General features: G+C 64.8%; 22 protein-coding genes. 12 read left to right on the top strand and 10 right to left on the bottom strand.

Features of this window, described 5'->3' with window-relative positions:
* Positions 1 to 62: 62 nt before the first annotated feature.
* Positions 63 to 1,436 carry a nucleotide 5'-monophosphate nucleosidase PpnN gene (ppnN, locus tag HMPREF3173_RS04210; RefSeq protein ID WP_043215370.1) on the top strand — a complete coding sequence of 458 codons (1,374 nt, stop codon included), beginning with the start codon at positions 63 to 65 and terminating at the stop codon, positions 1,434 to 1,436.
* Positions 1,437 to 1,705: 269 nt separating this feature from the next.
* On the top strand, positions 1,706 to 2,347 hold the full coding sequence (locus HMPREF3173_RS04205; RefSeq protein ID WP_043215374.1) for a TIGR04211 family SH3 domain-containing protein: 642 nt from the start codon (positions 1,706 to 1,708) through the stop codon (positions 2,345 to 2,347).
* Positions 2,348 to 2,356: 9 nt separating this feature from the next.
* Here the strand turns inward: HMPREF3173_RS04205 and HMPREF3173_RS04200 are convergent, their stop codons facing one another.
* From HMPREF3173_RS04200 to HMPREF3173_RS04190, 3 genes are all read right to left on the bottom strand, one after another.
* Positions 2,357 to 3,046, bottom strand: a complete 690-nt coding sequence (locus HMPREF3173_RS04200; RefSeq protein WP_070571673.1) for an MOSC domain-containing protein — start codon at positions 3,044 to 3,046, stop codon at positions 2,357 to 2,359.
* 118 nt (positions 3,047 to 3,164) lie between these two features.
* Positions 3,165 to 3,434, bottom strand: a complete 270-nt coding sequence (locus HMPREF3173_RS04195) for a hypothetical protein (protein ID WP_043215378.1) — start codon at positions 3,432 to 3,434, stop codon at positions 3,165 to 3,167.
* Between the two features lie 97 nt (positions 3,435 to 3,531).
* Positions 3,532 to 4,413 (bottom strand): LysR family transcriptional regulator, encoded by an 882-nt coding sequence (locus HMPREF3173_RS04190; RefSeq protein WP_070571672.1) that lies wholly within the window; start codon positions 4,411 to 4,413, stop codon positions 3,532 to 3,534.
* Between the two features lie 215 nt (positions 4,414 to 4,628).
* On the opposite strand from HMPREF3173_RS04190, the gene argC reads away from it, so the two are divergent.
* The gene (gene argC, locus HMPREF3173_RS04185; RefSeq protein WP_070571671.1) at positions 4,629 to 5,561 is read left to right on the top strand and encodes an N-acetyl-gamma-glutamyl-phosphate reductase; all 933 of its coding nucleotides are present in this window, start codon (positions 4,629 to 4,631) and stop codon (positions 5,559 to 5,561) included.
* A 57-nt stretch (positions 5,562 to 5,618) separates the two neighbouring features.
* Complete coding sequence (locus tag HMPREF3173_RS04180; RefSeq protein ID WP_070571670.1) at positions 5,619 to 6,305, top strand: GNAT family N-acetyltransferase; 687 nt, start codon at positions 5,619 to 5,621, stop codon at positions 6,303 to 6,305.
* Positions 6,306 to 6,333: 28 nt separating this feature from the next.
* Here HMPREF3173_RS04180 and HMPREF3173_RS04175 read toward each other — a convergent pair whose 3' ends face one another.
* From HMPREF3173_RS04175 to HMPREF3173_RS04155, 5 genes are read right to left on the bottom strand one after another with little or no spacing between them, the layout of a single operon-like run.
* Positions 6,334 to 7,089 (bottom strand): ABC transporter permease, encoded by a 756-nt coding sequence (locus tag HMPREF3173_RS04175; RefSeq protein ID WP_070571669.1) that lies wholly within the window; start codon positions 7,087 to 7,089, stop codon positions 6,334 to 6,336.
* Positions 7,089 to 8,294 (bottom strand): ABC transporter substrate-binding protein, encoded by a 1,206-nt coding sequence (locus HMPREF3173_RS04170; protein ID WP_070571668.1) that lies wholly within the window; start codon positions 8,292 to 8,294, stop codon positions 7,089 to 7,091. The genes HMPREF3173_RS04175 and HMPREF3173_RS04170 overlap by 1 nt, the downstream gene beginning before the upstream one ends.
* A complete protein-coding gene (locus tag HMPREF3173_RS04165) occupies positions 8,281 to 9,108 on the bottom strand; it encodes an ABC transporter ATP-binding protein (RefSeq protein WP_070571667.1) in 828 nt (275 codons plus the stop codon). The genes HMPREF3173_RS04170 and HMPREF3173_RS04165 overlap by 14 nt, the downstream gene beginning before the upstream one ends.
* Positions 9,105 to 10,169, bottom strand: coding sequence for an acyl-CoA dehydrogenase family protein (locus HMPREF3173_RS04160; RefSeq protein ID WP_070571666.1), 1,065 nt, complete (start codon positions 10,167 to 10,169; stop codon positions 9,105 to 9,107). Before HMPREF3173_RS04160 ends, HMPREF3173_RS04165 begins: the two co-directional genes overlap by 4 nt.
* Positions 10,170 to 10,217: 48 nt before the next feature.
* Entirely contained in the window at positions 10,218 to 10,778 is a 561-nt protein-coding gene (locus HMPREF3173_RS04155) for a carboxymuconolactone decarboxylase family protein (protein ID WP_070571665.1), read from the bottom strand.
* Between the two features lie 102 nt (positions 10,779 to 10,880).
* On the opposite strand from HMPREF3173_RS04155, the gene HMPREF3173_RS04150 reads away from it, so the two are divergent.
* Positions 10,881 to 11,801, top strand: a complete 921-nt coding sequence (locus HMPREF3173_RS04150; protein ID WP_070571664.1) for an AraC family transcriptional regulator — start codon at positions 10,881 to 10,883, stop codon at positions 11,799 to 11,801.
* A 72-nt stretch (positions 11,802 to 11,873) separates the two neighbouring features.
* Positions 11,874 to 12,623 carry a FecR domain-containing protein gene (locus HMPREF3173_RS04145; RefSeq protein ID WP_070571663.1) on the top strand — a complete coding sequence of 250 codons (750 nt, stop codon included), beginning with the start codon at positions 11,874 to 11,876 and terminating at the stop codon, positions 12,621 to 12,623.
* 51 nt (positions 12,624 to 12,674) lie between these two features.
* Here HMPREF3173_RS04145 and HMPREF3173_RS04140 read toward each other — a convergent pair whose 3' ends face one another.
* A complete protein-coding gene (locus tag HMPREF3173_RS04140) occupies positions 12,675 to 14,084 on the bottom strand; it encodes an amino acid permease (RefSeq protein WP_070571662.1) in 1,410 nt (469 codons plus the stop codon).
* A 439-nt stretch (positions 14,085 to 14,523) separates the two neighbouring features.
* On the opposite strand from HMPREF3173_RS04140, the gene HMPREF3173_RS04135 reads away from it, so the two are divergent.
* From HMPREF3173_RS04135 to HMPREF3173_RS04120, 4 genes are all read left to right on the top strand, one after another.
* Positions 14,524 to 15,948: an aminotransferase-like domain-containing protein gene (locus HMPREF3173_RS04135; RefSeq protein WP_070571661.1), complete on the top strand. Its 1,425-nt coding sequence runs from the start codon at positions 14,524 to 14,526 to the stop codon at positions 15,946 to 15,948.
* A 70-nt stretch (positions 15,949 to 16,018) separates the two neighbouring features.
* Positions 16,019 to 16,927, top strand: coding sequence for a LysR family transcriptional regulator (locus HMPREF3173_RS04130; RefSeq protein ID WP_043215411.1), 909 nt, complete (start codon positions 16,019 to 16,021; stop codon positions 16,925 to 16,927).
* 199 nt (positions 16,928 to 17,126) lie between these two features.
* Positions 17,127 to 17,669 (top strand): WYL domain-containing transcriptional regulator, encoded by a 543-nt coding sequence (locus tag HMPREF3173_RS04125; protein WP_070571660.1) that lies wholly within the window; start codon positions 17,127 to 17,129, stop codon positions 17,667 to 17,669.
* 109 nt (positions 17,670 to 17,778) lie between these two features.
* Positions 17,779 to 17,931: a DUF3309 family protein gene (locus tag HMPREF3173_RS04120; protein WP_043215415.1), complete on the top strand. Its 153-nt coding sequence runs from the start codon at positions 17,779 to 17,781 to the stop codon at positions 17,929 to 17,931.
* 143 nt (positions 17,932 to 18,074) lie between these two features.
* Here the strand turns inward: HMPREF3173_RS04120 and HMPREF3173_RS04115 are convergent, their stop codons facing one another.
* The gene (locus HMPREF3173_RS04115; RefSeq protein WP_070571659.1) at positions 18,075 to 18,818 is read right to left on the bottom strand and encodes a hypothetical protein; all 744 of its coding nucleotides are present in this window, start codon (positions 18,816 to 18,818) and stop codon (positions 18,075 to 18,077) included.
* Between the two features lie 309 nt (positions 18,819 to 19,127).
* On the opposite strand from HMPREF3173_RS04115, the gene HMPREF3173_RS24815 reads away from it, so the two are divergent.
* The gene (locus HMPREF3173_RS24815) at positions 19,128 to 19,574 is read left to right on the top strand and encodes an SDR family oxidoreductase (protein ID WP_139146809.1); all 447 of its coding nucleotides are present in this window, start codon (positions 19,128 to 19,130) and stop codon (positions 19,572 to 19,574) included.
* 538 nt (positions 19,575 to 20,112) lie between these two features.
* Positions 20,113 to 22,281: inverse autotransporter beta domain-containing protein (locus HMPREF3173_RS04105; protein WP_070571658.1), on the top strand; the 2,169-nt coding region annotated here is incomplete at its 3' end.

The following is a 22,281-nucleotide window of genomic DNA, read 5'->3' as shown; positions in this document are numbered from 1 at the left end:
GTGCGTTTTTGTCGGTATGGTGGTGTCCAAGTAGGAAGTTTCATTGCACAGGAAAGACTTAGATGCCCCAACGCCATGTCATCAACGCATCCGTCAGCCCCAAAGGCAGCCTGGAGACGCTGTCGCAACGTGAAGTCCAGCAACTGAGTGAAGTCGGTACCGGCAGCCTTTACACCCTGTTCCGCCAGTGCGCCCTGGCCATCCTCAACACCGGCGCCCATGTCGACAATGCCAAGACCATCCTCGAGGCCTACAAGGACTTCGAGGTTCGTATCCATCAGCAAGACCGCGGCGTACGCCTGGAGCTGCTCAACGCCCCGGCCGACGCCTTCGTCGATGGCGAAATGATCGCCAGCACCCGCGAAATGCTGTTCAGCGCCCTGCGCGATATCGTCTACACCGAAAGCGAGCTGGCCAGCCAGCGCATCGACCTGGAAAGCTCCCAGGGCATCACCGACTACGTCTTCCACCTGCTGCGCAACGCCCGCACGCTGCGCCCGGGCGTGGAGCCGAAGATGGTGGTGTGCTGGGGCGGCCACTCGATCAGCAGCGAGGAGTACCAGTACACCAAGAAGGTCGGCCACGAGCTGGGCTTGCGCAAGCTGGACGTCTGCACCGGCTGCGGCCCGGGCGTGATGAAAGGCCCGATGAAAGGCGCGACCATCGCCCATGCCAAGCAGCGCATGCACGGCAGCCGCTACCTGGGCCTGACCGAGCCGGGCATTATCGCCGCCGAAGCGCCCAACCCAATCGTCAACGAGCTGGTGATCCTGCCGGACATCGAAAAGCGCCTGGAGGCGTTCGTGCGGGTCGGCCACGGCATCATCATCTTCCCCGGTGGCGCCGGCACGGCCGAGGAGTTCCTGTACCTGTTGGGCATCCTCATGCACCCGGACAACGAAGGCTTGCCCTTCCCCGTCGTGCTCACGGGCCCGCGCAGCGCCGAGGCGTACCTGCAGCAGCTGCATGCCTTCGTCGGCGCGACCCTGGGCGAGACGGCCCAGCAGCATTACCAGATCATCATCGACGACCCGGCCGAAGTGGCCCGGCACATGGTCGAGGGGCTCAAGGCAGTCAAGCAGTTCCGCCGCGAGCGCAACGATGCGTTCCACTTCAACTGGCTGCTGAAGATCGAGGAAGGTTTCCAGCGACCGTTCGACCCCACCCATGAAAACATGGCCAACCTCGAGCTGCGCCGGGACCTGCCGCCCCACGAGCTGGCCGCCAACCTGCGCCGGGCCTTCTCCGGGGTGGTGGCGGGCAACGTCAAGGACAAGGGCATTCGCCTGATCGAAGAGCACGGGCCATACCAGATTCGTGGCGACAGCGCGGTGCTCGACCCACTGGGGCGCTTGCTGCAGGCCTTCGTTGATCAGCACCGGATGAAGTTGCCCGGTGGGGCAGCGTATGTGCCTTGCTATCAGGTAGTGACCTAACCCGTCGCGACCGCTCAGCGGCTGAACTCGCACCCAACAGGTCCGCACGGCCCTTGTGGGAGCGGGTTTATCCGCGAAGCGGACACCACATAGCTCGCGCCAGCGCCACAGCCCCTTGACCTTCTACTCGCAACATCCTGCAGACATTTCCTACAACAAGCAGTGAACCTGCTTCGATAAAAACGGTCTTTCGCTGACGGTCAACTCACCGACCGGTTCATCGGCCCAGTCATCGGGCCTTCTTTTGTCCAGCTCCAGCGAAGATCACCATGCCTGATTCCCGACCAGCCTCCTTTGCCCTTGCCCCCCTGCTCGCAGCCTCCTTGCTTGCCTTGGCTATCCCCGCGCATGCCGAAGAACCGGCCAGCGACGCACGCTGGGTCAGCGACAGCCTGAGCACCTATGTGCGCAGCGGCCCCACCAACGGCCACCGTATAGTGGGTTCGGTCAAGGCCGGGCAGAAGGTCACGCTGGTGGGCACCCAAGGGGAATACAGCCAGGTCCGCGGGCAAAACGGCGATCTGGTATGGATCCTGAGCAGCGACCTGCAATCGGTCCCGGGCCAGGCCGAACGCTTGCCGGCACTCGACGCGCAGGTGACGCAGTTGTCCGAACAGCTCAAGACCATCGACGACAGCTGGAAGAATCGCGTCCAGGGCATGCAGGAAACCCTCGACTCGCGCAAGGCGCTGATCGACGAACTGGAAACGCGCAACAAGTCGCTCAACGAACAACTCGACCAGGTGCAGTCGTCGCTGCGTGACACCCAGGCGCGCCTGGGTGACGAGAACAAGCAAGTGATGATGCGCTACATGGTCTACGGCGGCAGCATCGCCGGGGCCGGTCTGCTCGCGGGGTTGATCCTGCCGGCATTGACCCGCGGTCGTAAACGCAACGACCGCTGGTTCTGACAACAGCCCTCAGGCGCCGTGCAGACGCGGCGCCCAGTCTTCGACCTGGCGTTGCTCCAGGCGCCGTTGCAGGGTCTTGCGCCAGGATGGCACCAGCGGCAATGCCAGGCATTCGCGTAACAGCTCAGGCTCTAGGTGTTTATCGAACAGCACCGCCGACAGGCGCGCCACCGACCATTCGCCGTGCGGGCGCTCGACCAGTTCCAAGCGCTCGCCCGCCTGCACCACGCCCTCCTCCAGCACCCGGTAATACCAACCGGTGCGCCCACTTTGCTGAACGCGCAAGGCCATCTGCGCCACGTCGAAACGGTCGTTGAGCTTCCAGCAGGGCATGCGCCCCTGGGACACCTCCAGCAGCGCCGACCCTACACGAATCCGGTCGCCCAGGCAGACATCCGCCTCACGCCAACCGGTGGTACTGAAGTTCTCGCCGAATGCGCCGGGCTCGGCCAGCAGCGGATGCTCGCCAAGCTCTGCCGCCCAGGCTGCGTAGTGCTCGTGGGGATAGTGGTGGATGGCCTTTTCCACACCGCCGTGGACCCGCAGATCCCCCTGTTCGTCGCTTTCTAGCCCGAGCCGTCCTACAGCCAGTGGTCCTTGGCGGGGGTGCTTGGCAATGGCACTGCGCGAACCGGGGCGGGTGAAAGGTTGAGCCAAGCCTGTGAGAAGGCTTTCCAGGATGGGGCTGTTCAGAGTCATGCCAGGGTCTCGTTGGGTTGCCGGCGCAAAGCTTACCCCAGAGACACGAACGCCACGATCACAATCGCCTACCCAGGCCCATCGCACCGGTGGCGACCAGGCCCGGGCGGTCGGCGCGCTACTTGCCGCGGGCCTTGTTGTAGATGGTTTTGGCGCGGTCGGCCGAAGCCTGGCATTCAGCCATGTTGCCTGCGGCCTGAGCCTCCTTGGCCTGGTTGAGCAGGTTCTGATAGTCCTTGGCCATGCCGCCATGCAGGGCCTGGCCATCGGTCCGGTGGATATCCTCAAGTTCCTTGATTTTGGCGGCGCAGTTGGTTTCCGGGCCGGTTTCGGCGTGAACGGTGAAGCTCAATGCAGAAGCGATCAGCAGCAGTGTCAGGGATTTCATGGTGTGTTCTCCGTGAGAAAAGCCGGACTTCTGACAGGCACGTCGGCGGGCCCGACGCAGCCAAAAGCATAGCCTTGCTCAAAGATTCAGCCACAGTTCATTGACGCAAACGCTCCAGCGCCTGCAGCACGTACCCGGTGGCCCGCTCCACCTGCCCCTCCCGGCAGGCGATCCCCAGCTGACGCCAAAGGCCAGGGCGCAAGGGCCGATGGGCAATCCGCGGGTTCAGTTGCTCCGCTTCGCCTTCCTGGGGTAGCAGTGTCGCGCCATAGCCCGCCGCCACCAGGCTCTTGATCGCATCGTTGTAGTTCAGCTCGATGCGCGCCTCGGGGTATAGCCCCGCTGCGGCGAACCATTCCGCCGTCACCCGCGACAGTTGGGTGGTGTTGTCGTTGAGTATCAGCGCTCGCTCGGCCAGCCAGGCCGGCGTGACCTTAGCGGGCGGCTGCCAGTCGGCCGGCAGGTAGGCCATGATCGGATCGCGTCGCCAGGGGGTGAGCTTCACCCCTCTGCCCGCTACCTGGGGCAGCGCCACCAGGCCGATGTCCAGCGTGCCCTCACGCAGGCGCGCCAGGGAAGCCTGGGAGGTCAGCACCTGCACCTGCACGTCGATGCCCGGATGCGCCTCACGCAGATGCTCCAAGGCTTTGGGCAGCAGATGGGCGATGGCCCCGGTGGAGGCCCCCAGGCGCACACGCCCGGTCAGCCCCTGCACCTGTCGACGCACCTCGTCCAGGGCCAGGTCGGCATCGGCCAGCAGGCGACGGGCGCGGCCCAGCAGCGTCTCGCCCACGGTGGTGGGGCGCACCTGGCCTCGGGTGCGGGTGAGCAGCGGCGCCCCCACGCGCGCTTCCAGCTCGGCCACGTGCAGGCTGATGGTGGGCGCAGCCAGGTTGAGCTGACGAGCGGCCTCGGCGAAGGAACCGAGGTCGGCGATGACCACCAGCGTGCGCAGGCGGTCGAGGCTGATTTCGCGCATTGGGGCCTCTGGGGGCTGGCCTGTTTGCGGGTAAACCCGCTCCCACAGGTACGGCGTGGATCCTGGTTCAGCGGTCGGCCTGGGAGCGCATTTACCCGCGGAAAGACCGAAACGGTCATTCATTTTTTCTGAAGACAAGCATCATGATATTCAAATTTTATTTCGTCCAGCCGCAGGCGAGCATAGGCCATCTCTCTCGCACACGGATCCCCACCATGCACACCCCTCTTGTCTTCATCGACGGCGACCAAGGCACCACCGGCCTGCAGATTCATGCCCGCCTGCAAGGCCGCCAGGACCTGCGCCTGCTGACCCTGCCACACGCCGAGCGCAAAGACCCGCAACGCCGCGCCGAAGCCATCAACGACGCCGACATCGCCCTGCTCTGTCTGCCTGACGACGCAGCCCGTGAAGCGGTGGCGGCCATCCACAACCCGGCAGTACGTGTGATCGACGCCAGCTCCGCCCACCGCACCACGCCCGGCTGGGTCTACGGGCTACCTGAGCTCGACGCCGAACAACCCGAGCGCATCGCCCGGGCCAAGCGGGTGAGCAACCCCGGTTGCTACCCGACCGGTGCCATCGCCCTGCTTCGCCCGCTGATCCAGGCTGGGCTGCTGCCGGCGGACTATCCGCTGAGCATCCATGCGATCTCGGGGTATTCCGGGGGTGGCCGGACGGCGGTGGAGCTTCATGAGCAAACCAGCGCCGTCAAGGTGCCCGCCCTGCAACTCTATGGCCTGGAGCTGGCCCACAAGCACGTGCCAGAGATCGAGCGACACGCCAGGCTCGCTGCGCGCCCGGTGTTCCTGCCGGGTTATGGCGACTACCGCCAGGGCATCGTGCTGAGCATCCCCCTGCAACTGCGCCTGCTGGCCGGCGGCATCACCGCCGAACACTTGCAGACCTGCCTTGAGCAGCACTACCAGGGCGCACGCCATGTACAGGTGATGCCACTGCATCAGCAGGGTCCGGCCAGTAAACTGGACCCCGAAGCACTCAACGACACCAACGACCTGCGCCTGGCCCTGTTCGCCAACCCGGCCCACGGCCAGGTGGTACTCACGGCCGTGTTCGACAACCTCGGCAAAGGCGCCTCGGGCGCCGCCGTGCAGAACCTCGACCTGATGCTCGCCGCCCTGGGTTAGACTGTGCCTCCCGCGCCGCTCGGCGCGGGACGGTTCGACCCTGCTGGAGCTTGCCCGATGTTCATTCTCAGCCACCTCGACGGTGTGCCCCCCGAATCCTTCCAGAATCAGATCCGTCAGCTGGTCATCGACCATGTCGGTGAACTGAGCAGCGTGGCCATCACCCCGGACAACCCGCTGTACCCGCTGTACCAGTACGGCGTCGGCCTGGAGGTGCATCAGTATTTGCAGGCCATGGACGGCACCCGAGGCCTGGCCGTGGAACTGACCCTGGCCTTGGATGCCGAGGCACCGGACCGACTGCTCGGCTTCGCCCTTGCCCTGCCGGCCCAGGATGACGATCAGGCTTGCGTGCTGGCGTTTCTGGCCGTGCACCCAGACCACCGCCGCCAAGGCATTGCCCGAGCGCTGTTGGCCGATGCCCAGTCACGCTATGCCTGTGTCGAGCTCAATGTCTTTGCAGGGCAAGTGCCATGGTTCGAGGCAATGGGTTTGCAGGTGGCCGCCGCCGCCGGCCCGCAGGTGCTGATGAGCAGCACCGGACACGCCAGTGGCGCACTGGTCGGCCGTCTGGACATCGCCCCGATCTATCGCACCACCGAAGTACGGCAAATCCACGCCTACCTGCTCAAGCAGCATGGTGACGAGGCCATGATGGCGGCGGAAAAACAGCGCGACGAACGCCTCGATGCCCTGGCCTTGCAGGCACAGGCCTGTGTGAAGCAGCGCAAGACCGTGCATTGAACGGGACCGCTGGGCGGTCCCGGCGATTTCAAGCGTGCACCCACCGCCGATGCAGCCCACGGGCCAGTGCATCGAGCATGAACCCCAGCACACCGATCAGCAGCACCATGGCCATCAGCTCCGAATAGGCCAGCCGGTCACGCGTATCGAGGATGAAATAGCCTAGCCCTGCGCTGACCCCAAGCATCTCGCACGGCACCAGCACGATCCACAAGATGCCGATCGCCAGGCGCACCCCGGTCAGCACATGGCCAATCACCCCAGGGATGATCACCTTGCACAAGGTTTCCCAGCGCGTGGCGCTCAGGCTGCGGGACAACTGCAGCCAGCGCGGATCGAGCTGGCGCACACCTGCAGCGGTATTGAGCAGGATCGGCCACAGCGCGGCGAAGGCCAGCAGGAAGTAGATCGGCTGGTCGCCCACCCCCATCAGCATCACCACCACCGGCATCCACGACAGCGGCGAGATCATCCGCAGGAACTGGAACGCCGGTGTGGTCGCAGCCTCCAGGTGGCGGTAACTGCCCACCAGCAAGCCCAAGGGCACGCCAACCAACAACGCCAGCAACAACCCCACCAGGATGCGCTTGAGACTGACCCAGGCATGCCCATAGACCTCGCCCTCGCCCAGCAATTGCACCAGGCTGGCCAGCGTTGCCTGGGGCGAGAAACGCGCCGAAAGGCCGTCGGCCTCGCCAAACACCTGCACCCCCACCCACCACAGCAGCAACAGCCCCAACAGCCCCGCCAGGCCCAGGGCGCCATGCATGACAGACTTGCCCATCAGACGGCGAACTCCTCGTGGCGCTCGAAACTGTCGGGCTGGCCGAACGCCGCCAAGCCACCGGCCGCCTCGATGGCGGTGCGCACGAAGCGATCATCGACCAGATCGCGCGCCACATGAGCCGGGTCCAGCCCGGCCAGGAAGCCACTGTCGCCCTCGATCAGCGTGCCCTTGAGGTGCTTGACCAGCGCTTCGGTGTAGCTGGGGAAGGGATACGGCTGGAAGTCGATGCGTTTCTCATCCCATTGCTGATGCGCGATCGCGCCACTGGCGATATAACCGGCGCGGTCCTCGGCGGCCGGTGCCAACACCTTGGCGAGCACCTGCGGGGTATGTGGTGTGTACTTGTTGGGACCGGCCTTCGACAGCAGCGCGGCTGCCTCGGCTCGATGGTCGCGGGTCCACAGCTGGGCCTTGACGATGGCATTGACCACCTTCTGCGACCACTCGGGGCGGTTGTTCAGGTCGTGCTCGTGCATGAACACCACGCAGCAGGCATGGTTACGCCACACATCGCCGGTAAAGCGCTGCACGCGACCGACCTTAAGGTCCTCGGCCAGGGCATTGAAGGGCTCGGCGACGATGTAGCCGGCGATACGCTTGCTGGCCAGGGCCGGCGGCATGTCCGATGGCGGCAGCACCAAAAGGTTGACCTCGTTGGCCGCCAGCGACGCGTTGGCCGGCTTGGAAACCGGTGTAAGGCCGTTGGCTTGCAGCAGTTGCTGCACCACCACGTTATGGATCGAATACCAGAACGGGATCGCCACGGTCTTGCCACCCAGTTGCTTGACGTCGGTGATGTCCGGCGCCACGGTCAGGCCCGAGCCGCCCACGTGGTTCCAGGCCACCACCTTGGCCGGCACTCGGCTGGCGTAGCGGGCCCAGATGGTCATCGGCGAGAGCAGGTGGATCACGTTGACCTGGCCGGAGATGAACGCCTCGATCACCTGGGCCCAGCTACGCAGCAGCACCGGGCGCTCGGCCTTGATCCCCTCGGCTTCGAACAGGCCATTGTTGTGCGCCACCAGCAACGGCGTGGCGTCGGTGATCGGCAGGTAGCCAATGCGCACCGGGGCGTCCGGTTCGCTGGCGGCACGCGCCTGCAAGCTCGAGAGCAGCGGCAAGGCGCCTGCCGCGGTGAGCATCGCGCTGAGCTTGATGAAGTCGCGACGGGAAGTAGAAGAACAGCAGTCATCCATGCACATGGCGAGCCTCCGACGGCAGCGGCAAGGGAGAAGGAACAGGGTCTGGGGAGCGGCTCGCCCGCCGTAGGGTCTTGAGGATCTCGATACGCAACGTGCCCAGCTCCTCGACCCGCTGCGCCCGTGGCTGCGGCAGGTCGACAGCCCATTGCCCGAGGATGTGCGCCGGGTGGTTGCCCAGTAGCAACACGCGATCGGACAACAGCAGGGCTTCGTCGATATCGTGGGTGATCAGCACCGCCGCCGTGCGATGGGTGGCGATCAACTGCAGCAGCAGTTGCTGCATGTCTGCGCGGGTCACCTCGTCCAACGCGCCGAAGGGTTCATCGAGCAGCAGCACCTGGGGCTGACGCGCCAGGCAGCGGGCCAGCGCAGTGCGCTGGGCCATGCCACCGGAGAGCTGCGCGGGGTACTGGCTGCGCGCGTGGTCCAGCCCCACTGCCTCGATGGCATGGTCGATACGGGCGCGCCGCTCGGCTGCATTGAGTTTGGGCTGACGGGCGAAGTCCAGGCCGAAGGCGACGTTCTTCTCCAGGCTCAGCCAGGGCAGCAGGCTCGGGTCCTGGAAGGCCACGGCCAGACGCGGGTGCGGCCCCTGCAACGGCTCGCCGTGCAGGGTCACGCTGCCGCCGCAAGGTTGCTGCAGCCCGGCCATTACGCGCAGCAGGCTGGACTTGCCCACCCCGCTGGGCCCCAGGATGCTGACCACTTCTCCCGGCGCCAGGGCCAGGTCGAAGCGCTCCAGTACAGTCTGCCAGCCGCCATCGCGAGGGTAGCCCAGGCTGATGTCGCGGGCTTGGAGTAACGCCTGGGTCATGCTGCAGCCGCCTGACGCTGCAGCTCGGCACGCAGTTGCACCAGGCTCGGGGTGACGATGGGCACGAACGCCGACTCGCGCCAGCGCCGGGCGAAACCTTCGCCATACGCGGTGAGGTAAGCCCTGCCGCCGCTGGCCTGCAGTTCCAACTGCACGGCATCGGCTGCGCTTTCGGCAAGGAGGATGCGCAGTTTGAACAACGCTGCCGGCTGCTGGGTGAAGCGCCCTTCCAGCAAGCCCTGCTTGAGCTCGTCCACGGTATTTTCCAAGCGTTCGGCCAGTACCTGCCGGGCCTCGTCGAGGAACGATCCGCGCCCCTGCAGGTGCCCGCTCACTTCCTCCAGTGCACGCCGCGCAAGGCCGATGGCCATGCCGCACTGCAGTGCCAGAAACGCCGGACGCACTTTAGGCAGGAACTCACGGGCATTGTCATGCAGCAGCCACTCGCGCCCCAGTGCTACCTGATGGAATGCCAGCGCGGCGGTGTTGCTCGACTGCAAGCCCATCAACGCCAGGTCGTCGGAGCGCTCGAGGCCCGCCAGGTTCGAAGGCACTGCCACCACGAACGGAGGGCCGCCGGTGGCGTCTTCGATCGCCGCAGCCACGGCAAAGCCGCTTTTGCGCAGGTTGGTCACCCAATGCAGGCGGCCGTCCAGGGCCCAGCCGTTTGCCGCAGGCTGGGCGCAGACTTGCAAGGCCTCGATGCCCGACAGGTACTTCATGGCGTTGGACAGCCCGGTGGCACCGGCCAGCTCACCGGCAAGCAAGCTGGGCAGCAGCCGCTCGCGCAGGCCCTGGTTGGGGCTCTGCAGCAGGTACTCGATGAACGAGCGTTGGCCCCAGCAGACAAAGGCCGCGGCCAGGGACCGGCTGGCGATGGCGGCGATGGCTTCGACGGCGTCGGTGACCCGCCCGCCCGAGCCGCCTAGGGCGGGCTCGATACCGACACGCAGCAGCTGCGATTCGGCGATGTGCGCCAGTACCAGGTGCGGATCGCACTGGCCCTGGTCGATGGCTTCGGCATTGGCATCCAGCCATTGTCGAAATGCGCAATCAAGCATGTCCCTACTCCTTTGTTCGAAACGCCGGCCAGGCCGGCACCAGGCGGATCAGGCCGAAGGCTGCCAGCGGTATTGGCCCAGCTCGTCATTGAGCGGCGTCTGGGCGAACACATTAGCAAAGTTGCACAGGGTCGCGAGGCTCACGCCGAGAATCGCTTCCAGGGCGTTGCCTTCGCTGTAGCCCGCCTCGCGCAAGGCGCCGTAGGTAGCGTCACTGACGTTGCCACGGGTGGCGATCACTTCGCGGGTGAACGCCGCCAGGGCTTCGTACCGGGCATTGGGCAGCTCGCCGCGGGCACGCAAGGCGTCGACCACTTCCTGAGGCAGCTTGGCCTTGTTCAGCGCCACAGCGGTGTGACCGGCGACGCAGAAGTCGCAGCCATGCTCGGTCGCGGCGATCAACTGCACCACTTCGCGCTCGGCCAGGGTCAGCCCGGCTTTGCCATTGAGTGCCGAGACGGTCACGTAGGTTTCCAGGGCCGCCGGCGCATTGGCCAGGACGCCCAGCAAGTTGGGGATGAAGCCTGAGTTCTTCAGGGCGTTTTCCAGGAAAGGCCGTGCCGCTTCCGGGGCGCTTTGCAGAGTGTGTAGAGTAATGCGCGATGTCATGAAGTCGTCTCCTTGGGTAGGTGTGCTTATAGTCTGTTGGTTATAAGAATCCGCCTCCATATTCATCAGTCGCCTTTCCTTGCTCCTGAGTCTTTGTATTAGATGATTTCATCCAGCCACCTTGTCGATTGGTTATTAGAGCGCCTGGAGCTCGATGCCAGCCTGTTCCATGTGGGCCGTTACTGTGGCGGCTGGCATGCCAGCACCCAGGGAATGGGCCGGGCCAGTTTCCATCTGGTGGTGCAGGGGCATTGTTGGCTGCATGTCGATGGCCATCCCGAGGCCGTGCGCCTGGAGCGTGGCGATGCGGTGTTCCTGCTGCGCGACCTGGGCTATCGGCTTTCCAGTGATGCCAACCCGGCCAGCGCCTGCACTCAGCCACGCCAGCACATGCAGGCACTGGACACCCAGGCCGAGGAAGGCGTCGGGTTGGTGTGTGGGTTCTTTCACTTTCAATCGGGGCTGTCGACGCTGATCGTCGACGGCCTGGCCGACTGGATCCTGCTGCGCGCCGATGACCCGGCCGGGCATGCCGCGCGGGCGTTGTTCGAGTTGATCCTGGCAGAATGCCGCCGCTCACCCGCGCCCTCGCAGACATTGCTCGAGCGCCTGACTCATCTGTTGTTCCTGTACGTGTTGCGCCAGCAGGTGCATGCCGGGGAGGCCTTGCACGGGCTGGTCGCCCTCGCCCGCCAGCCAGCCTTCGCCCCGCTGCTGGAGCAATTGATCGCCAGCCCGGGCCAGGCCTGGACGCTGGAAAGCATGGCCGCCTGCACGGGCCTTTCGCGCTCGGCATTCTTCAAGCGCTTCAACGACCTGGCCGGGCAATCGCCGGGCCAGGTGCTACTGGCGCTGCGCATGCGCCATGCCTGTCAGTTGCTCAAGGCCGGCAATACCGTGGAGCAAGTCGGGGCGCAGGTGGGGTATCAATCGGTGGCGGCCTTCACCCGCGCGTTCGCCAAGGCCGTGGGCGTGCAACCCGGTGCCTATCGCCGCCAGCACGAAGACCCGCCAGGCCACTGACGCCGCGCAGGGCCTGGGCTTGTGAAGGGGCTATCCTTGGATTGAGCCCAGCCAGAAATACGCCCCACGCCCATGACCCCACGCCGTCTGTTTCCACGCCTCGCCTTGCCCCTGGCCATTGTGGCCCTGGTGGCGGCCTCCGCCCTGCTCGCTTCCCCGTGGATGGGCCAAGGCTTCGAGCTGGCCGACCTTGCCACCGACAGCCAGCACCGCCTGACCCGCAAGCTCGAAGATGGCAGCCTGCTGACCCTCGACGCCAGCTCTTCGGTGGATGTGGAATTCGATGCCCTTCAGCGGCACCTGCAACTGCTCAAGGGCCAGCTGTTGATCGAGATCGCCACAGACGATGCACGACCTTTTCGGATCAGCACGCCCCAGGGCACCTTGCGCCCCCTGGCGGGGCAGTTGATCGTCGAGCGCCTGGGCGATGTCAGCGAGGTCAGTGTGCTGCGTGGCCAGGCCGACCTCGAGGGCGACACGGGCCATTTGTCATTGCGCGAAGGTCAGCACCTGCGCTTCGAGGACAGCGGTCCGGGCACCCTGGGTAGCGTGGACAGCAGCACCTTGCAGGCGGCGTGGCATCTGCAGCGCCTGCCCGCAGACGGCCAGCCCCTGAGCGAGACCTTGGAGCGCCTGGCACGTCACCGTCAGGGATTGCTGTGGTTCGACGCCGAGGCGTTACAAGGCCTGCGGGTCTGGCGCGACCTGCCCTTGGACGACAGCGACCAGGCCCTGGCCGAGCTGCGCGCCGAGCTGCCCATCAAAGTAGACACCTACACCCGCTGGCTGACCGTGGTGAGCCGGTCGGACGCGCAAAAATGAAAACGGCCGGGTCCCCGAGGGGACCCGGCCGCGTCATGCAGCAAGAACGCCTTAGTGGCGGTTGCCGGTACGGATCTGGTGCACCACGCCCATGGCCACCACGATGGCCGCGGCAATACCGGTGGAGATCACCAGGATCTGGTAGTCAGGCATGAACGCCATGGTCACCAGGGCCGCCACGATGAAGGCGATCACCAGGTAGGTCAGCCACGGGAACAGCCACATCTTCAGGCGGATCTCCTTGCCTTCGGCCTGCAGCTTGCGACGCATGCGCAGCTGCGAGAAGGCGATCACCAGGTACACCAGCAGGGCAATCATGCCGGTGGTGTTCATCAGGGTTTCCAGCACGTCCTTCGGACGCAGGGTCTCGCTGAAGTTGATCAGCGCGCAGAAGATCGCCACCACGCACGAGCCCATGATCGCGTACACCGGCACGCCGGTACCGGCACGGGTGATCTTGAACATCGACGGTGCATCGCCACGCTGGCCCAGGGAGAACAGCATGCGCGAGGCGGTGTAGTGGCCGGAGATCAGGCAGCTGCTCACCGAGGTCAGCACCACGAAGTTCATCAACAGCTCGGCGTACGGCACACCCAGCAGCTCCAGGGTACGACGGTAGGCGCCGTAGCCGGACTCACCCAGGTGCGGGTCGTTCCACGGCACCAGGCAGACGATCAGGAAGATCGAACCCACGTAGAACAGGCACACACGCCAGACCACCGAGTTGGTCGCCTTGACGATCTGGGTGGACGGATCCTTGGCTTCGGACGCCGCGATGGTCACGATCTCCGCGCCCAGGAAGGCGAACATCACCCCTAGCAGCGCTCCGATCACCGTGGTTATGCCATTGGGCATGAAGCCTTCGGCGGTCAAGTGGCTCACGCCACGCACTTCACCGAACTGCCAGATGTTGAACACCGCCGCGGTGCACACGGTCAGGAAGCAGACGATCGCCACCACCTTGATCAGCGCGAACCAGAACTCGAACTCGCCGTAGTGCTTGACGTTGAAGAAGTTGACCGTGATCAGCACCAAGGTCGTGGCCAGCACGAACACGTTGACACTGACGCCAGGGAACCAGCCATGCAGGATCTTGCCCGCCACGTAGGCTTCCCAGGCCATCAGGATGACCCAGTACCACCAGTACAGCCAGCCGATGGTGAAACCGGCCCAGCGGCCGATGGCGCGGTCGGCGTAGGTAGAGAACGAGCCTGTGTCCGGCGAGGAAGTCGCCATCTCGCCGAGCATGCGCATGATCAGCACCACCAGGATGCCGCCGGCCAGGTAGGCCAGGACCGCAGCCGGTCCGGCGCTGTGGATCACGCTGCCGGAACCGACGAACAAGGCGCCGCCGATGACCCCGGCGATCGACATCATCGTCAGGTGGCGCGACTTGAGGGAGGCACTGAGCTTGCTCTCGTGCGCTCCCTTCGCGGTGGTGGATGTGGATGTTGCGTCCATCAGTTGTGTACCCCGTGCTTCTTTTTATCCAAGGAAAAACTGTGAAACCCCGATGGCTATCGGTCTCACCTAACATCAGTACTTATGCGGGCAGGAAGGTGTGCTCTGGGGCACACGCAGGCCTTCCATGGCGGCCTGCTTACGCGTCCGAAGGCTGGCCCTCGGACGAACTGAAACCTGTGCTGGCCGAGCGGCAACTGCTCGGTGCGACGAAATGAAGGTGCGAGGCGGACCTCGACGGCAAAGCAGCGAATTTGTGATTGTGCATGACGCTGACATGTACGCTGGTGGCGATAACTGACACGTAATGTAAAAATGTCTGCCACACAGAGCCATGCACAGCGGCACGAAATACGCACTGCACTGTACAGGCCGCCAATGCAATACACCCGCAACACCCTGCAGGCGCTTGGCGATACGCACCCCTGAAGGCACCCGAATGCTGCAACTACACCCCGACTCTTCCACGCCGCTGGTCAACCAGATCATCGATGGGTTGCGCGAGCTGATCGACAAACAGACCCTCAAGCCTGGCGCCAAGGTGCCCTCGATCCGCGCCTTCGCCGCCACCTACTCGGTGAGCACCTTCACCGTGGTCGAAGCCTACGACCGCCTGGTCGCCCAGGGCTTGCTGGTCAGCCGGGGCAACGCGGGGTTCTTCGTCAACCGTGCGGCAAGCGAGTTGCTCGACAACCAGCAGCAGGAGGCCGATACCACCCGGCCGACGTTCAATTCCGAGTGGTACCTGCAACAGATCTTCGAAACCCGACAACTGCCGTACAAACCCGGCTGCGGCTGGCTACCCAATGACTGGATGTACGAAGACGGCCTGCGTCGTGGCCTGCGCCAGGTGGCCGGCAGCCCCCTGGAACTGTCCGGCTATGGCGACCCCATGGGCCTGCCCGAGCTGCGTGTGCTGACCGCGCAGAACCTGCAACAAGAGCTGTCGATCGTCGCCAATCCTGCACAGTTGATGCTCACCCACGGCGCCAGCCAAGCCCTGGACCTGGCCGTGCGCACCCTGGTACGCCCAGGCGATGTGGTGCTGGTGGACGACCCCGGCTACCCCAACCTGATGAGCATCCTGCGCACCCAGGGCGCGACCCTGGTGGGCGTACCACGCACCCCGGCCGGTTACGACCTGGACCAACTGGAGCGCCTGCTCGCCCACCACCGGCCCACGGCGTTCTTCACCCAGCCGCACCTGCACAGCCCCACCTGCTCGCGTACCCCCTTGCCCCAGTTGCATCGCCTGCTGCAACTGGCCGCTCGCCATGGTTTCCGTCTGGTGGAAAACAACCTGTACGCCGACATGATCGCCGAGCCGCAGCCTTGCCTGGCCAGCCTCGATCACCTGCAACAGGTGGTGTACGTGGGCAGCTACTCCAAGAGCATCTCGCCCAATGTGCGGGTCGGCTACCTGCTGGCCAACCCCGAACTCATGCAACATCTGCTGCACCTGAAGATGCGCTCGGGGCTCACCACCTCCCAGGTGATGGAGCGCGTGGTGTATGCGGCCATCATCGACGGCCGTTGGCGCAAGCACCTCAAGCGCCTGCGCCAGCGCCTGGCCGAAGCCCACCAGGAAGTCGGCCGGCACCTGCACCGGCTGGGCTTCGAGCTGTTCACCGAGTCCGACGAAGGCATGTACATCTGGACCCGCCACCCCGCCATCCCCGACAGCGCCGCGCTGCTGGACGATGCCCTGGAGCAAGGCATCATGCTCGGGCCCGGTCAGTTGTTCATGGTCGATGCCAAGGCCACCGGCTGGATGCGCTTCAACGTGGCCTTCAGCACCGAGCCGGCCATGTGGGAATTGCTGGAGAAGGTGCTGGTCAAGCATGTGCGTCGGGGCGGGATGTAGCCCCTACCGGCCCCGGCCGTACGCGCACCGCTAAACTCAAGTCTCCACCCGTTGATCATCGAACCCCACCATGCCCAACCGCCCCTTCAACGACCGCCTCGACTGGAACCTGCTGCGCACCTTCCGGGTGATCGGCCAGGAGCTCTCCATCAGCCGCGCCGCCGCGCGTCTGCACCTGACCCAACCGGCGGTGAGCCAGGCGCTCAAGCGCCTGGAAGAGCAGCTCGGTCGCCCGCTGATCGCCCGCCGCGGACCACGCTTCGTACTCACCGAGGTGGGCGAGCGCTTGTTCGAGCTCTCAGGCGAGGTGTATGGGCAGGTCGCGCAGATCAGCGGGCTGCTGGAGCAGCCAAGCGCGGAGGTGGTCGGCAAGGTCCGCCTGCTGATGATCAGCCGCTTGTGCTGCCAGCGCTTCGATGACTTCCTGGCGCGTTTCCACCAGCAGTACCCGAGGGTGGAGATGGAGATCGAGGTGATGCGCAGCACCGACATCGTCGCTGCGCTGCAGGAAAAGACCGCCACCGCCGGCCTGAGCCTGAGCCGCCACCGGCATGCCCGCCTCGAGCAGCGCCTGCTCCAGCGCCAGCGCTATGCATTCTTCTGCGGCAAGCACCACCGCTTGTTCGGGCAGTTGGAGGGCAACCTCAAGCAGGAGAACTTCGTCAGTTTCAGCAGCGACCAGATCGGCGGCATGCTCTCGCCGTTGACCATCTTCCGTGACCAGCAAGGCTTCACCGGCCGCATCGTCGCCTCCTCGCCCAGCTTCGAGGAAGTGCGCCGGTTGGTGATCGCCGGGTTCGGCATCGGCTGCCTGCCCGAACATGGCGTGCAGGAGGACGTCGCCGCCGGACTGCTGTGGAAACTGCCGCCGCTCGACGGCATCGCCGATGTGGATGTGCACCTGCTGTGGAACCGCGACCAGCGCATGAGCCGGGCCGAGCAAGCCTTCATCGAGGGCCTGTGCGAAAGCCTGGCGTAAGCACAAGGACGGCGTAGCCTCCCCTAGGAACAGGCGGACGCCTTCGATGGGCCGCACAACGGCCCCAAACCCTCAGCCCATATCGCCCCCGCCGCCATCGCCACAAGTTGGATCCGATCCGCCAGCTTGTGTATGCTTCCCGACATAGCCAATCGCCACTACCCGAGCGATCAGCCCCCTGCTCGACAAGGATGCCGCGTTGCCCAGCCATACCACCCGCCACACCGTCGCTCGCCAATGGCAGTTGCTCAACCTGTTGCCCCACCGTCACCCCGGCATGAGCGCCACCCAGTTGCAAGCAGCGCTGGCCAGGATCGGCCACAAGACCACCAAGCGCACGGTCGAACGCGATCTCAACGAACTGGCGACCCTGTTCCCGTTGCAGTGCAATGCCAAAGGCATGCCCTACGGCTGGCACTGGAAGGCGGGCCTGACCCCGGGCGAGGTTCGCCCCCTGCAGCCGAACGAGCTGGCCCCCGCGCCATCCGTGCAATTGCAGGCCTGGGTCGACGATGCCCTGGCCCAACGCCTGCAACAACAGCCGCTGGCCGGGGACATGCGCCTGAACGCCCTGCCCGGTGGCGGCGCCCACCTCAGCGCCACGGTGCAGGACAACGCCACGCTGATGGGCTGGCTGCTGTCCCACGCTGGCGCGATCCGCGTCCAGGCGCCCGAGGCGCTGCGCAGTGCCATGCTCGAGCTGCTGCGCCAGAGCCTGGCCCTGCATGAGGAACACAACTGAGGCGACGATCCGGGATTCGATGGAATCTTTGCGTCCACGCAACAGTCGGACTTAGCAAGAGGCCAACATTGCCGGGCCCCTTCCCATCCACTGACGCAAGGATTCAACCATGGTCACGATCCTCATCATCATCCTGATCCTGCTGTTGATTGGTGGTTTGCCTGTGTTCCCCCACTCTCGCGCCTGGGGCTACGGCCCTTCCGGCATCATCGGCGTGGTGCTGGTCGTGCTGTTGGTGTTGTTGTTGATCGGCTACATATGAATGAGTGCCGGTAGCGGCCCATTCGCGGGTAAACCCGCTCCCACACGGCTTGCGCTGGTGCCAGTGGGAGCGGGCTCACCCAAGAAGCGGGCTCGAGACAGCCCTTGTGGGAGCGGGTTTACCCGCGAAGCAGGCGCCGCGAATCAGGCGGCCTTGCGAAGACGCGCCAGCTTGCGCCGCTGCCTCAGGCACACGGCACACAACCCCAGCACAACCATCGCCAGCCCCGCCACCAGCACACTGACCTCACGGCTATAGCGCCCGACCCAGGCCGGGAACCCCACCAGTTCCCGGTACACCTGCACATCCGCCGCCCCGCCGGCATGGCGAATGCTGATCCCGCCCTGGCGAATCAGCGAGTAGTCGGAGTCGAAGTACACCCACACCTTGCACGCCCCTTCCCGCCCGATCGCGTCGATATCGATCGTGCTGGTCGGCGCCTGGAGGATGTTGTCGTTGCCGGCGTCGTCGCGAATCTGCACCAGCCCCTTGGCTGGCAGACGGATGTGTACGTTCTTGAGCGGCGTCTGGCCCTTGTTGCGCAGCTCGATGAGCAGGCCGGTGCGATGGTCCACCAACCCCGCCTCGAAGGGCTTGGCGAACAGTTGCAGGTAAGGCGCCTGGGCCAGGTCGACCAGCTTGTCGACCTGTTGATGATTCAACGTGCCTTTGCCGATGGCACTCACCTGGGCGTGCAGGCGCTCGTACTTGAGCAGATCGTTGGTGGTGCTGATGCGCTCGCTGAACTGGCTCGGGTAGGTCAGGTAGGCGTAGGTCAGACGCGCCTCAAGACCGCTGTCGTCCTTGAGCGCCACATACAGCGCAGCGACCGAGGTCGCGACGACCAGCACGCCCACGAGGGCTTTCCCGACTTTTTCCCAGCTCACCTTGGCGGTTCCTTTTGTTGCTGTATTGGCGATACGCAATGGCCGGCAAAGGGTGCCAAGGTTCGGGGACGGGAGCAAGGGCGAGAAACGTGGGGCTGCGGGTGTCCCATCGCTGGCTTCGCCTAATCCTACTGCGGCCTACGTCGCTTTTTGTAGGAGGTGGTGAAGCCTGCGATGGGCCGCAGCGGGGCCCCTGGCCGGATCATGTCGCGAGGCGACGAAGTTCGTTGCCTAAATGACACACAATTATTATTTTGCGCCATTATGCCGACACAAAATAATAAATACGTGCCATAGAGAGGACGGGCCGTGCACCACCCTGCTCCACAAGCCTTCGATCAACTCGGATTCGTGGTCCCAGACCTTGAGCAGAGCATCGACCATTGGCTGCAACTGGGCGTCGGGCCCTGGACGGTGTTTCGCATCGCTCAAGCCCGCCTCTGGGATGGCGAACAGCCCGTGCGGGAGTTCGCCGTGCGCGGCATGACCAAGGCCGCGGCTCTGGAGCTGGGCGCCTTGGGGATCCGGGTCAACTCGGTGCACCCGGGCGGCATCGACACGGTCATGTCACGTCCACCGGAAATGGCCGATTTCGACCCGGCGCAGGTCTACAAAGGCCTGCCGATTCCGCGTATCGGCCAGCCCGAGGAAGTGGCCAACCTAGTGCTGTTCCTGGCCAGTGACGAGTCCAGCTATTGCACCGGTTCCGAGTTCATCATCGACGGTGGCATGCTCGCCGGCACCACCTTTGGTTGAGTGTCCTACCCCTGGGGGCGCCCTGCGCACCCAGGGGCTAAGCCGTTTGCCCGTTGCCTCCCAAAGTTGCTTACAGTAAAAGCTAAACCGTGCTCCCCCTCCCATTGAAACTTGTAGAGTTGTCCTACAACTTCATCCAAAAAGTTACCTATTCCTACAGAATCGGATAATTCCTACAGATTCGCCCGACTCATCCCCGTACTCTTCACATCACAGCAGCCCTAACTTAGCTGCGTTATTTCGAATATCAAACCTGTAACACCCAAGGCTCCTGCACCTCAGCGCCCACACGCTGCAGCGCGCGGCCCCGGGAGTTACACACTTGCCTGCATCGCCCGAGCGGACAATACCGCCGGCACCTCTTTCTAATAAAAAGTTCAGGAGCAACTTCCCTCCTGCAACTTTCCTGGCCGCCTGCAAAGTGCGGTGGGTGATACGGGCTTTCGCCAGTATTTGGCGTTTGGAGAACTTTCGGGATTATCTGATGATTAGGAAATCGCACTCGCATTTATCACGCTCAACCCGAGCGTTGGCCTGGATGAACATCGCCATCCAGGCCACCTTGCCGTTGACCGTCGCCCTCACCCCCACCCACGCCGGTGCCGCCAGCGATCAAAAGCCTGGTGCCGCGCAAACTCAACATACCGTCCTTCACACCCTGGCCCCCGGCGAAACCGTCGAGCGCGTGGCCGCCCGTTTCAACATGACCGTCGCTGAGCTGCGTGCGCTCAACCAGCTCCGCGTCTTCGCCAATGGCTTCGACAACCTGCGCCCAGGCGACCGCCTGGAAGTGCCCAGCGCCCCGCGCATGGCCCTGCCGGAGCTCAACTCCAACGGCGTGACCCGCGAGACGCTGGACAAACAGGACGAAGAACAGGCCCGCAAGCTCGCCGGCATGGCCAGCGGCACCGCCAACTTCCTCACCTCGGACGTCAACAAGGGCGACGCAGCCGCGTCCATGGCCCGTGGCATGGCGGCCAGCGAAGTCAGCACCCAGACCCAGGAATGGCTGAGCCGCTTCGGCACCGCCCGCGTGCAGATCGACGTCGATGACAAGCTCTCCCTGGCCAGCTCTTCGCTCGACCTGTTGCTGCCGGTACACGACACAGAAAAACACCTGCTCTTCACCCAAGGCAGCATCCACCGCACCGATGACCGCAACCAGGCCAACCTGGGTGTGGGCGTGCGTCGTTTCAACGATGGCTACATGGTCGGCGCCAATACCTTCTTCGACCACGACCTCTCGCGCAGCCACTCGCGCCTGGGCGTGGGCGTTGAGTACTGGCGCGACTACCTCAAGCTCAGCGCCAACGGCTACCATCGCCTGAGCAGCTGGCGCACCTCGCCGGACCTGGACGACTATCAAGAGCGTCCAGCCAACGGCTGGGACGTGCGCGCCGAAGGCTGGCTGCCCTCCATGCCGCAATTGGGCGGCAAGCTGACCTATGAAAAATACTACGGCAGCGAAGTCGGCCTGTTCGGCAAGGACAACCGCAAGAAGAATCCTCACGCCATCACCACCGGCGTCACCTACACCCCGATCCCCCTGCTCACCTTCAGCGCCGAGCAGCGTCGGGGCAATGCCGGTGCCAGCGATACCCAGTTCGGCATGCAGTTCAACTGGAGCCTGGGCCAGAGCTGGAGCAAGCAGACCGACCCAAGCAAAGTCGCCGCCATGCGCACCCTGGCCGGCAGCCGCTACGACCTGGTCGAGCGCAACAACAACATCGTCCTCGAATACCGCAAGAAAGAAGTCATTCGCCTGAACGTCGCCCGTCAGCTGGCCGGGGCCAGTGGCGAGCGCAAGTCCTTGCAGGTGACGGTCCAGAGCAAGTACGGCCTGGAGCGCATCGACTGGAGCGCCGCCACCTTGCTGCAGGCCGGTGGCAAGATCGAGCACCTGGGCGGCAGCGACTATCAACTGACCCTGCCCCAATACCGCACCGGTGCCCAGGCCTTGAACACCTACACCCTGCATGGCGTGGCCGTGGACAAACAAGGCAACCGCTCCAACCGCAGCGAAACACAAGTCACGGTCAACGCGCCGGTGTTCGATGCCGCGCGCAGCACCTTCCTGCCCACCGACAGCGTCGTGCCGACCAAAGGTGGCGTCCAGGTGGTGACCTTGACCGTGCGCGACGCCCAGGATGGCCTGATCGACGTGCCGCTGAGCGACCTGAGCATGGCCGTGAGCCGTGGCACCGCCAGCACCGGCGCCAAGGTGTCGGACTTCAGCCGTAAATCGGTTGGGGTGTACGAAGTGACCGTCACCGCCGGCACCCTGCCGGAGGCCCTGACCCTCACGCCGTCGGTCCAGAACACCGCCTTGGCTCAAGCCAACATCGCGATCATGGACCGGGTACCCGACGCCGGCACCTCCACCTTCAAGATCGCTCCCGACGAGATCGACACCAGCGGCACCACCGTGGCCACCCTCACCCTGACGGCCAACGATGCCGATGGCAATCCGGTCCCGGACATCGCCGACCAACTGACCTTCCTCGTCAAGGATGCTGCCGGCACCTCGCCAGGCACCGGCATCACTCTCGGCCAAGTGACCGAAACCACCGCTGGCAGCTATAGCGCACGCCTCTCCGGCACCAAGGCCGGTGTGTGGACCGTCACCCCGCAGTTCAAAGGCAGCGCCCTCGGCACGCTCAAAGGCAACGTGACACTGACTGCCGGCCCCATCGCGGCAGCACGCTCG

The sequence above is a fragment of the Pseudomonas sp. HMSC08G10 genome (assembly GCF_001808425.1).
GTDB lineage: Bacteria > Pseudomonadota > Gammaproteobacteria > Pseudomonadales > Pseudomonadaceae > Aquipseudomonas > Aquipseudomonas guariconensis.
The sequence above is the reverse complement of the archived record's forward strand: the minus strand, read 5'-3'. Positions and strand labels throughout refer to the sequence as shown.

Bases quoted from the DNA above. Each gene is read 5' to 3' on its own strand.
- HMPREF3173_RS04180 (WP_070571670.1), top strand. From the start codon at position 5,619: ATGTTCATTCTCAGCCACCTCGACGGTGTGCCCCCCGAATCCTTCCAG.
- ppnN (WP_043215370.1), top strand. From the start codon at position 63: ATGCCCCAACGCCATGTCATCAACGCATCCGTCAGCCCCAAAGGCAGC.
- HMPREF3173_RS04200 (WP_070571673.1), bottom strand. From the start codon at position 3,046: ATGACTCTGAACAGCCCCATCCTGGAAAGCCTTCTCACAGGCTTGGCT.
- HMPREF3173_RS04190 (WP_070571672.1), bottom strand. From the start codon at position 4,413: ATGCGCGAAATCAGCCTCGACCGCCTGCGCACGCTGGTGGTCATCGCC.
- HMPREF3173_RS04165 (WP_070571667.1), bottom strand. From the start codon at position 9,108: ATGACCCAGGCGTTACTCCAAGCCCGCGACATCAGCCTGGGCTACCCT.
- HMPREF3173_RS04195 (WP_043215378.1), bottom strand. From the start codon at position 3,434: ATGAAATCCCTGACACTGCTGCTGATCGCTTCTGCATTGAGCTTCACC.
- HMPREF3173_RS04155 (WP_070571665.1), bottom strand. From the start codon at position 10,778: ATGACATCGCGCATTACTCTACACACTCTGCAAAGCGCCCCGGAAGCG.
- HMPREF3173_RS04130 (WP_043215411.1), top strand. From the start codon at position 16,019: ATGCCCAACCGCCCCTTCAACGACCGCCTCGACTGGAACCTGCTGCGC.
- HMPREF3173_RS04145 (WP_070571663.1), top strand. From the start codon at position 11,874: ATGACCCCACGCCGTCTGTTTCCACGCCTCGCCTTGCCCCTGGCCATT.
- HMPREF3173_RS04135 (WP_070571661.1), top strand. From the start codon at position 14,524: ATGCTGCAACTACACCCCGACTCTTCCACGCCGCTGGTCAACCAGATC.
- HMPREF3173_RS04160 (WP_070571666.1), bottom strand. From the start codon at position 10,169: ATGCTTGATTGCGCATTTCGACAATGGCTGGATGCCAATGCCGAAGCC.
- HMPREF3173_RS04120 (WP_043215415.1), top strand. From the start codon at position 17,779: ATGGTCACGATCCTCATCATCATCCTGATCCTGCTGTTGATTGGTGGT.
- HMPREF3173_RS04170 (WP_070571668.1), bottom strand. From the start codon at position 8,294: ATGTGCATGGATGACTGCTGTTCTTCTACTTCCCGTCGCGACTTCATC.
- HMPREF3173_RS04175 (WP_070571669.1), bottom strand. From the start codon at position 7,089: ATGGGCAAGTCTGTCATGCATGGCGCCCTGGGCCTGGCGGGGCTGTTG.
- argC (WP_070571671.1), top strand. From the start codon at position 4,629: ATGCACACCCCTCTTGTCTTCATCGACGGCGACCAAGGCACCACCGGC.
- HMPREF3173_RS04205 (WP_043215374.1), top strand. From the start codon at position 1,706: ATGCCTGATTCCCGACCAGCCTCCTTTGCCCTTGCCCCCCTGCTCGCA.
- HMPREF3173_RS04140 (WP_070571662.1), bottom strand. From the start codon at position 14,084: ATGGACGCAACATCCACATCCACCACCGCGAAGGGAGCGCACGAGAGC.
- HMPREF3173_RS04150 (WP_070571664.1), top strand. From the start codon at position 10,881: ATGATTTCATCCAGCCACCTTGTCGATTGGTTATTAGAGCGCCTGGAG.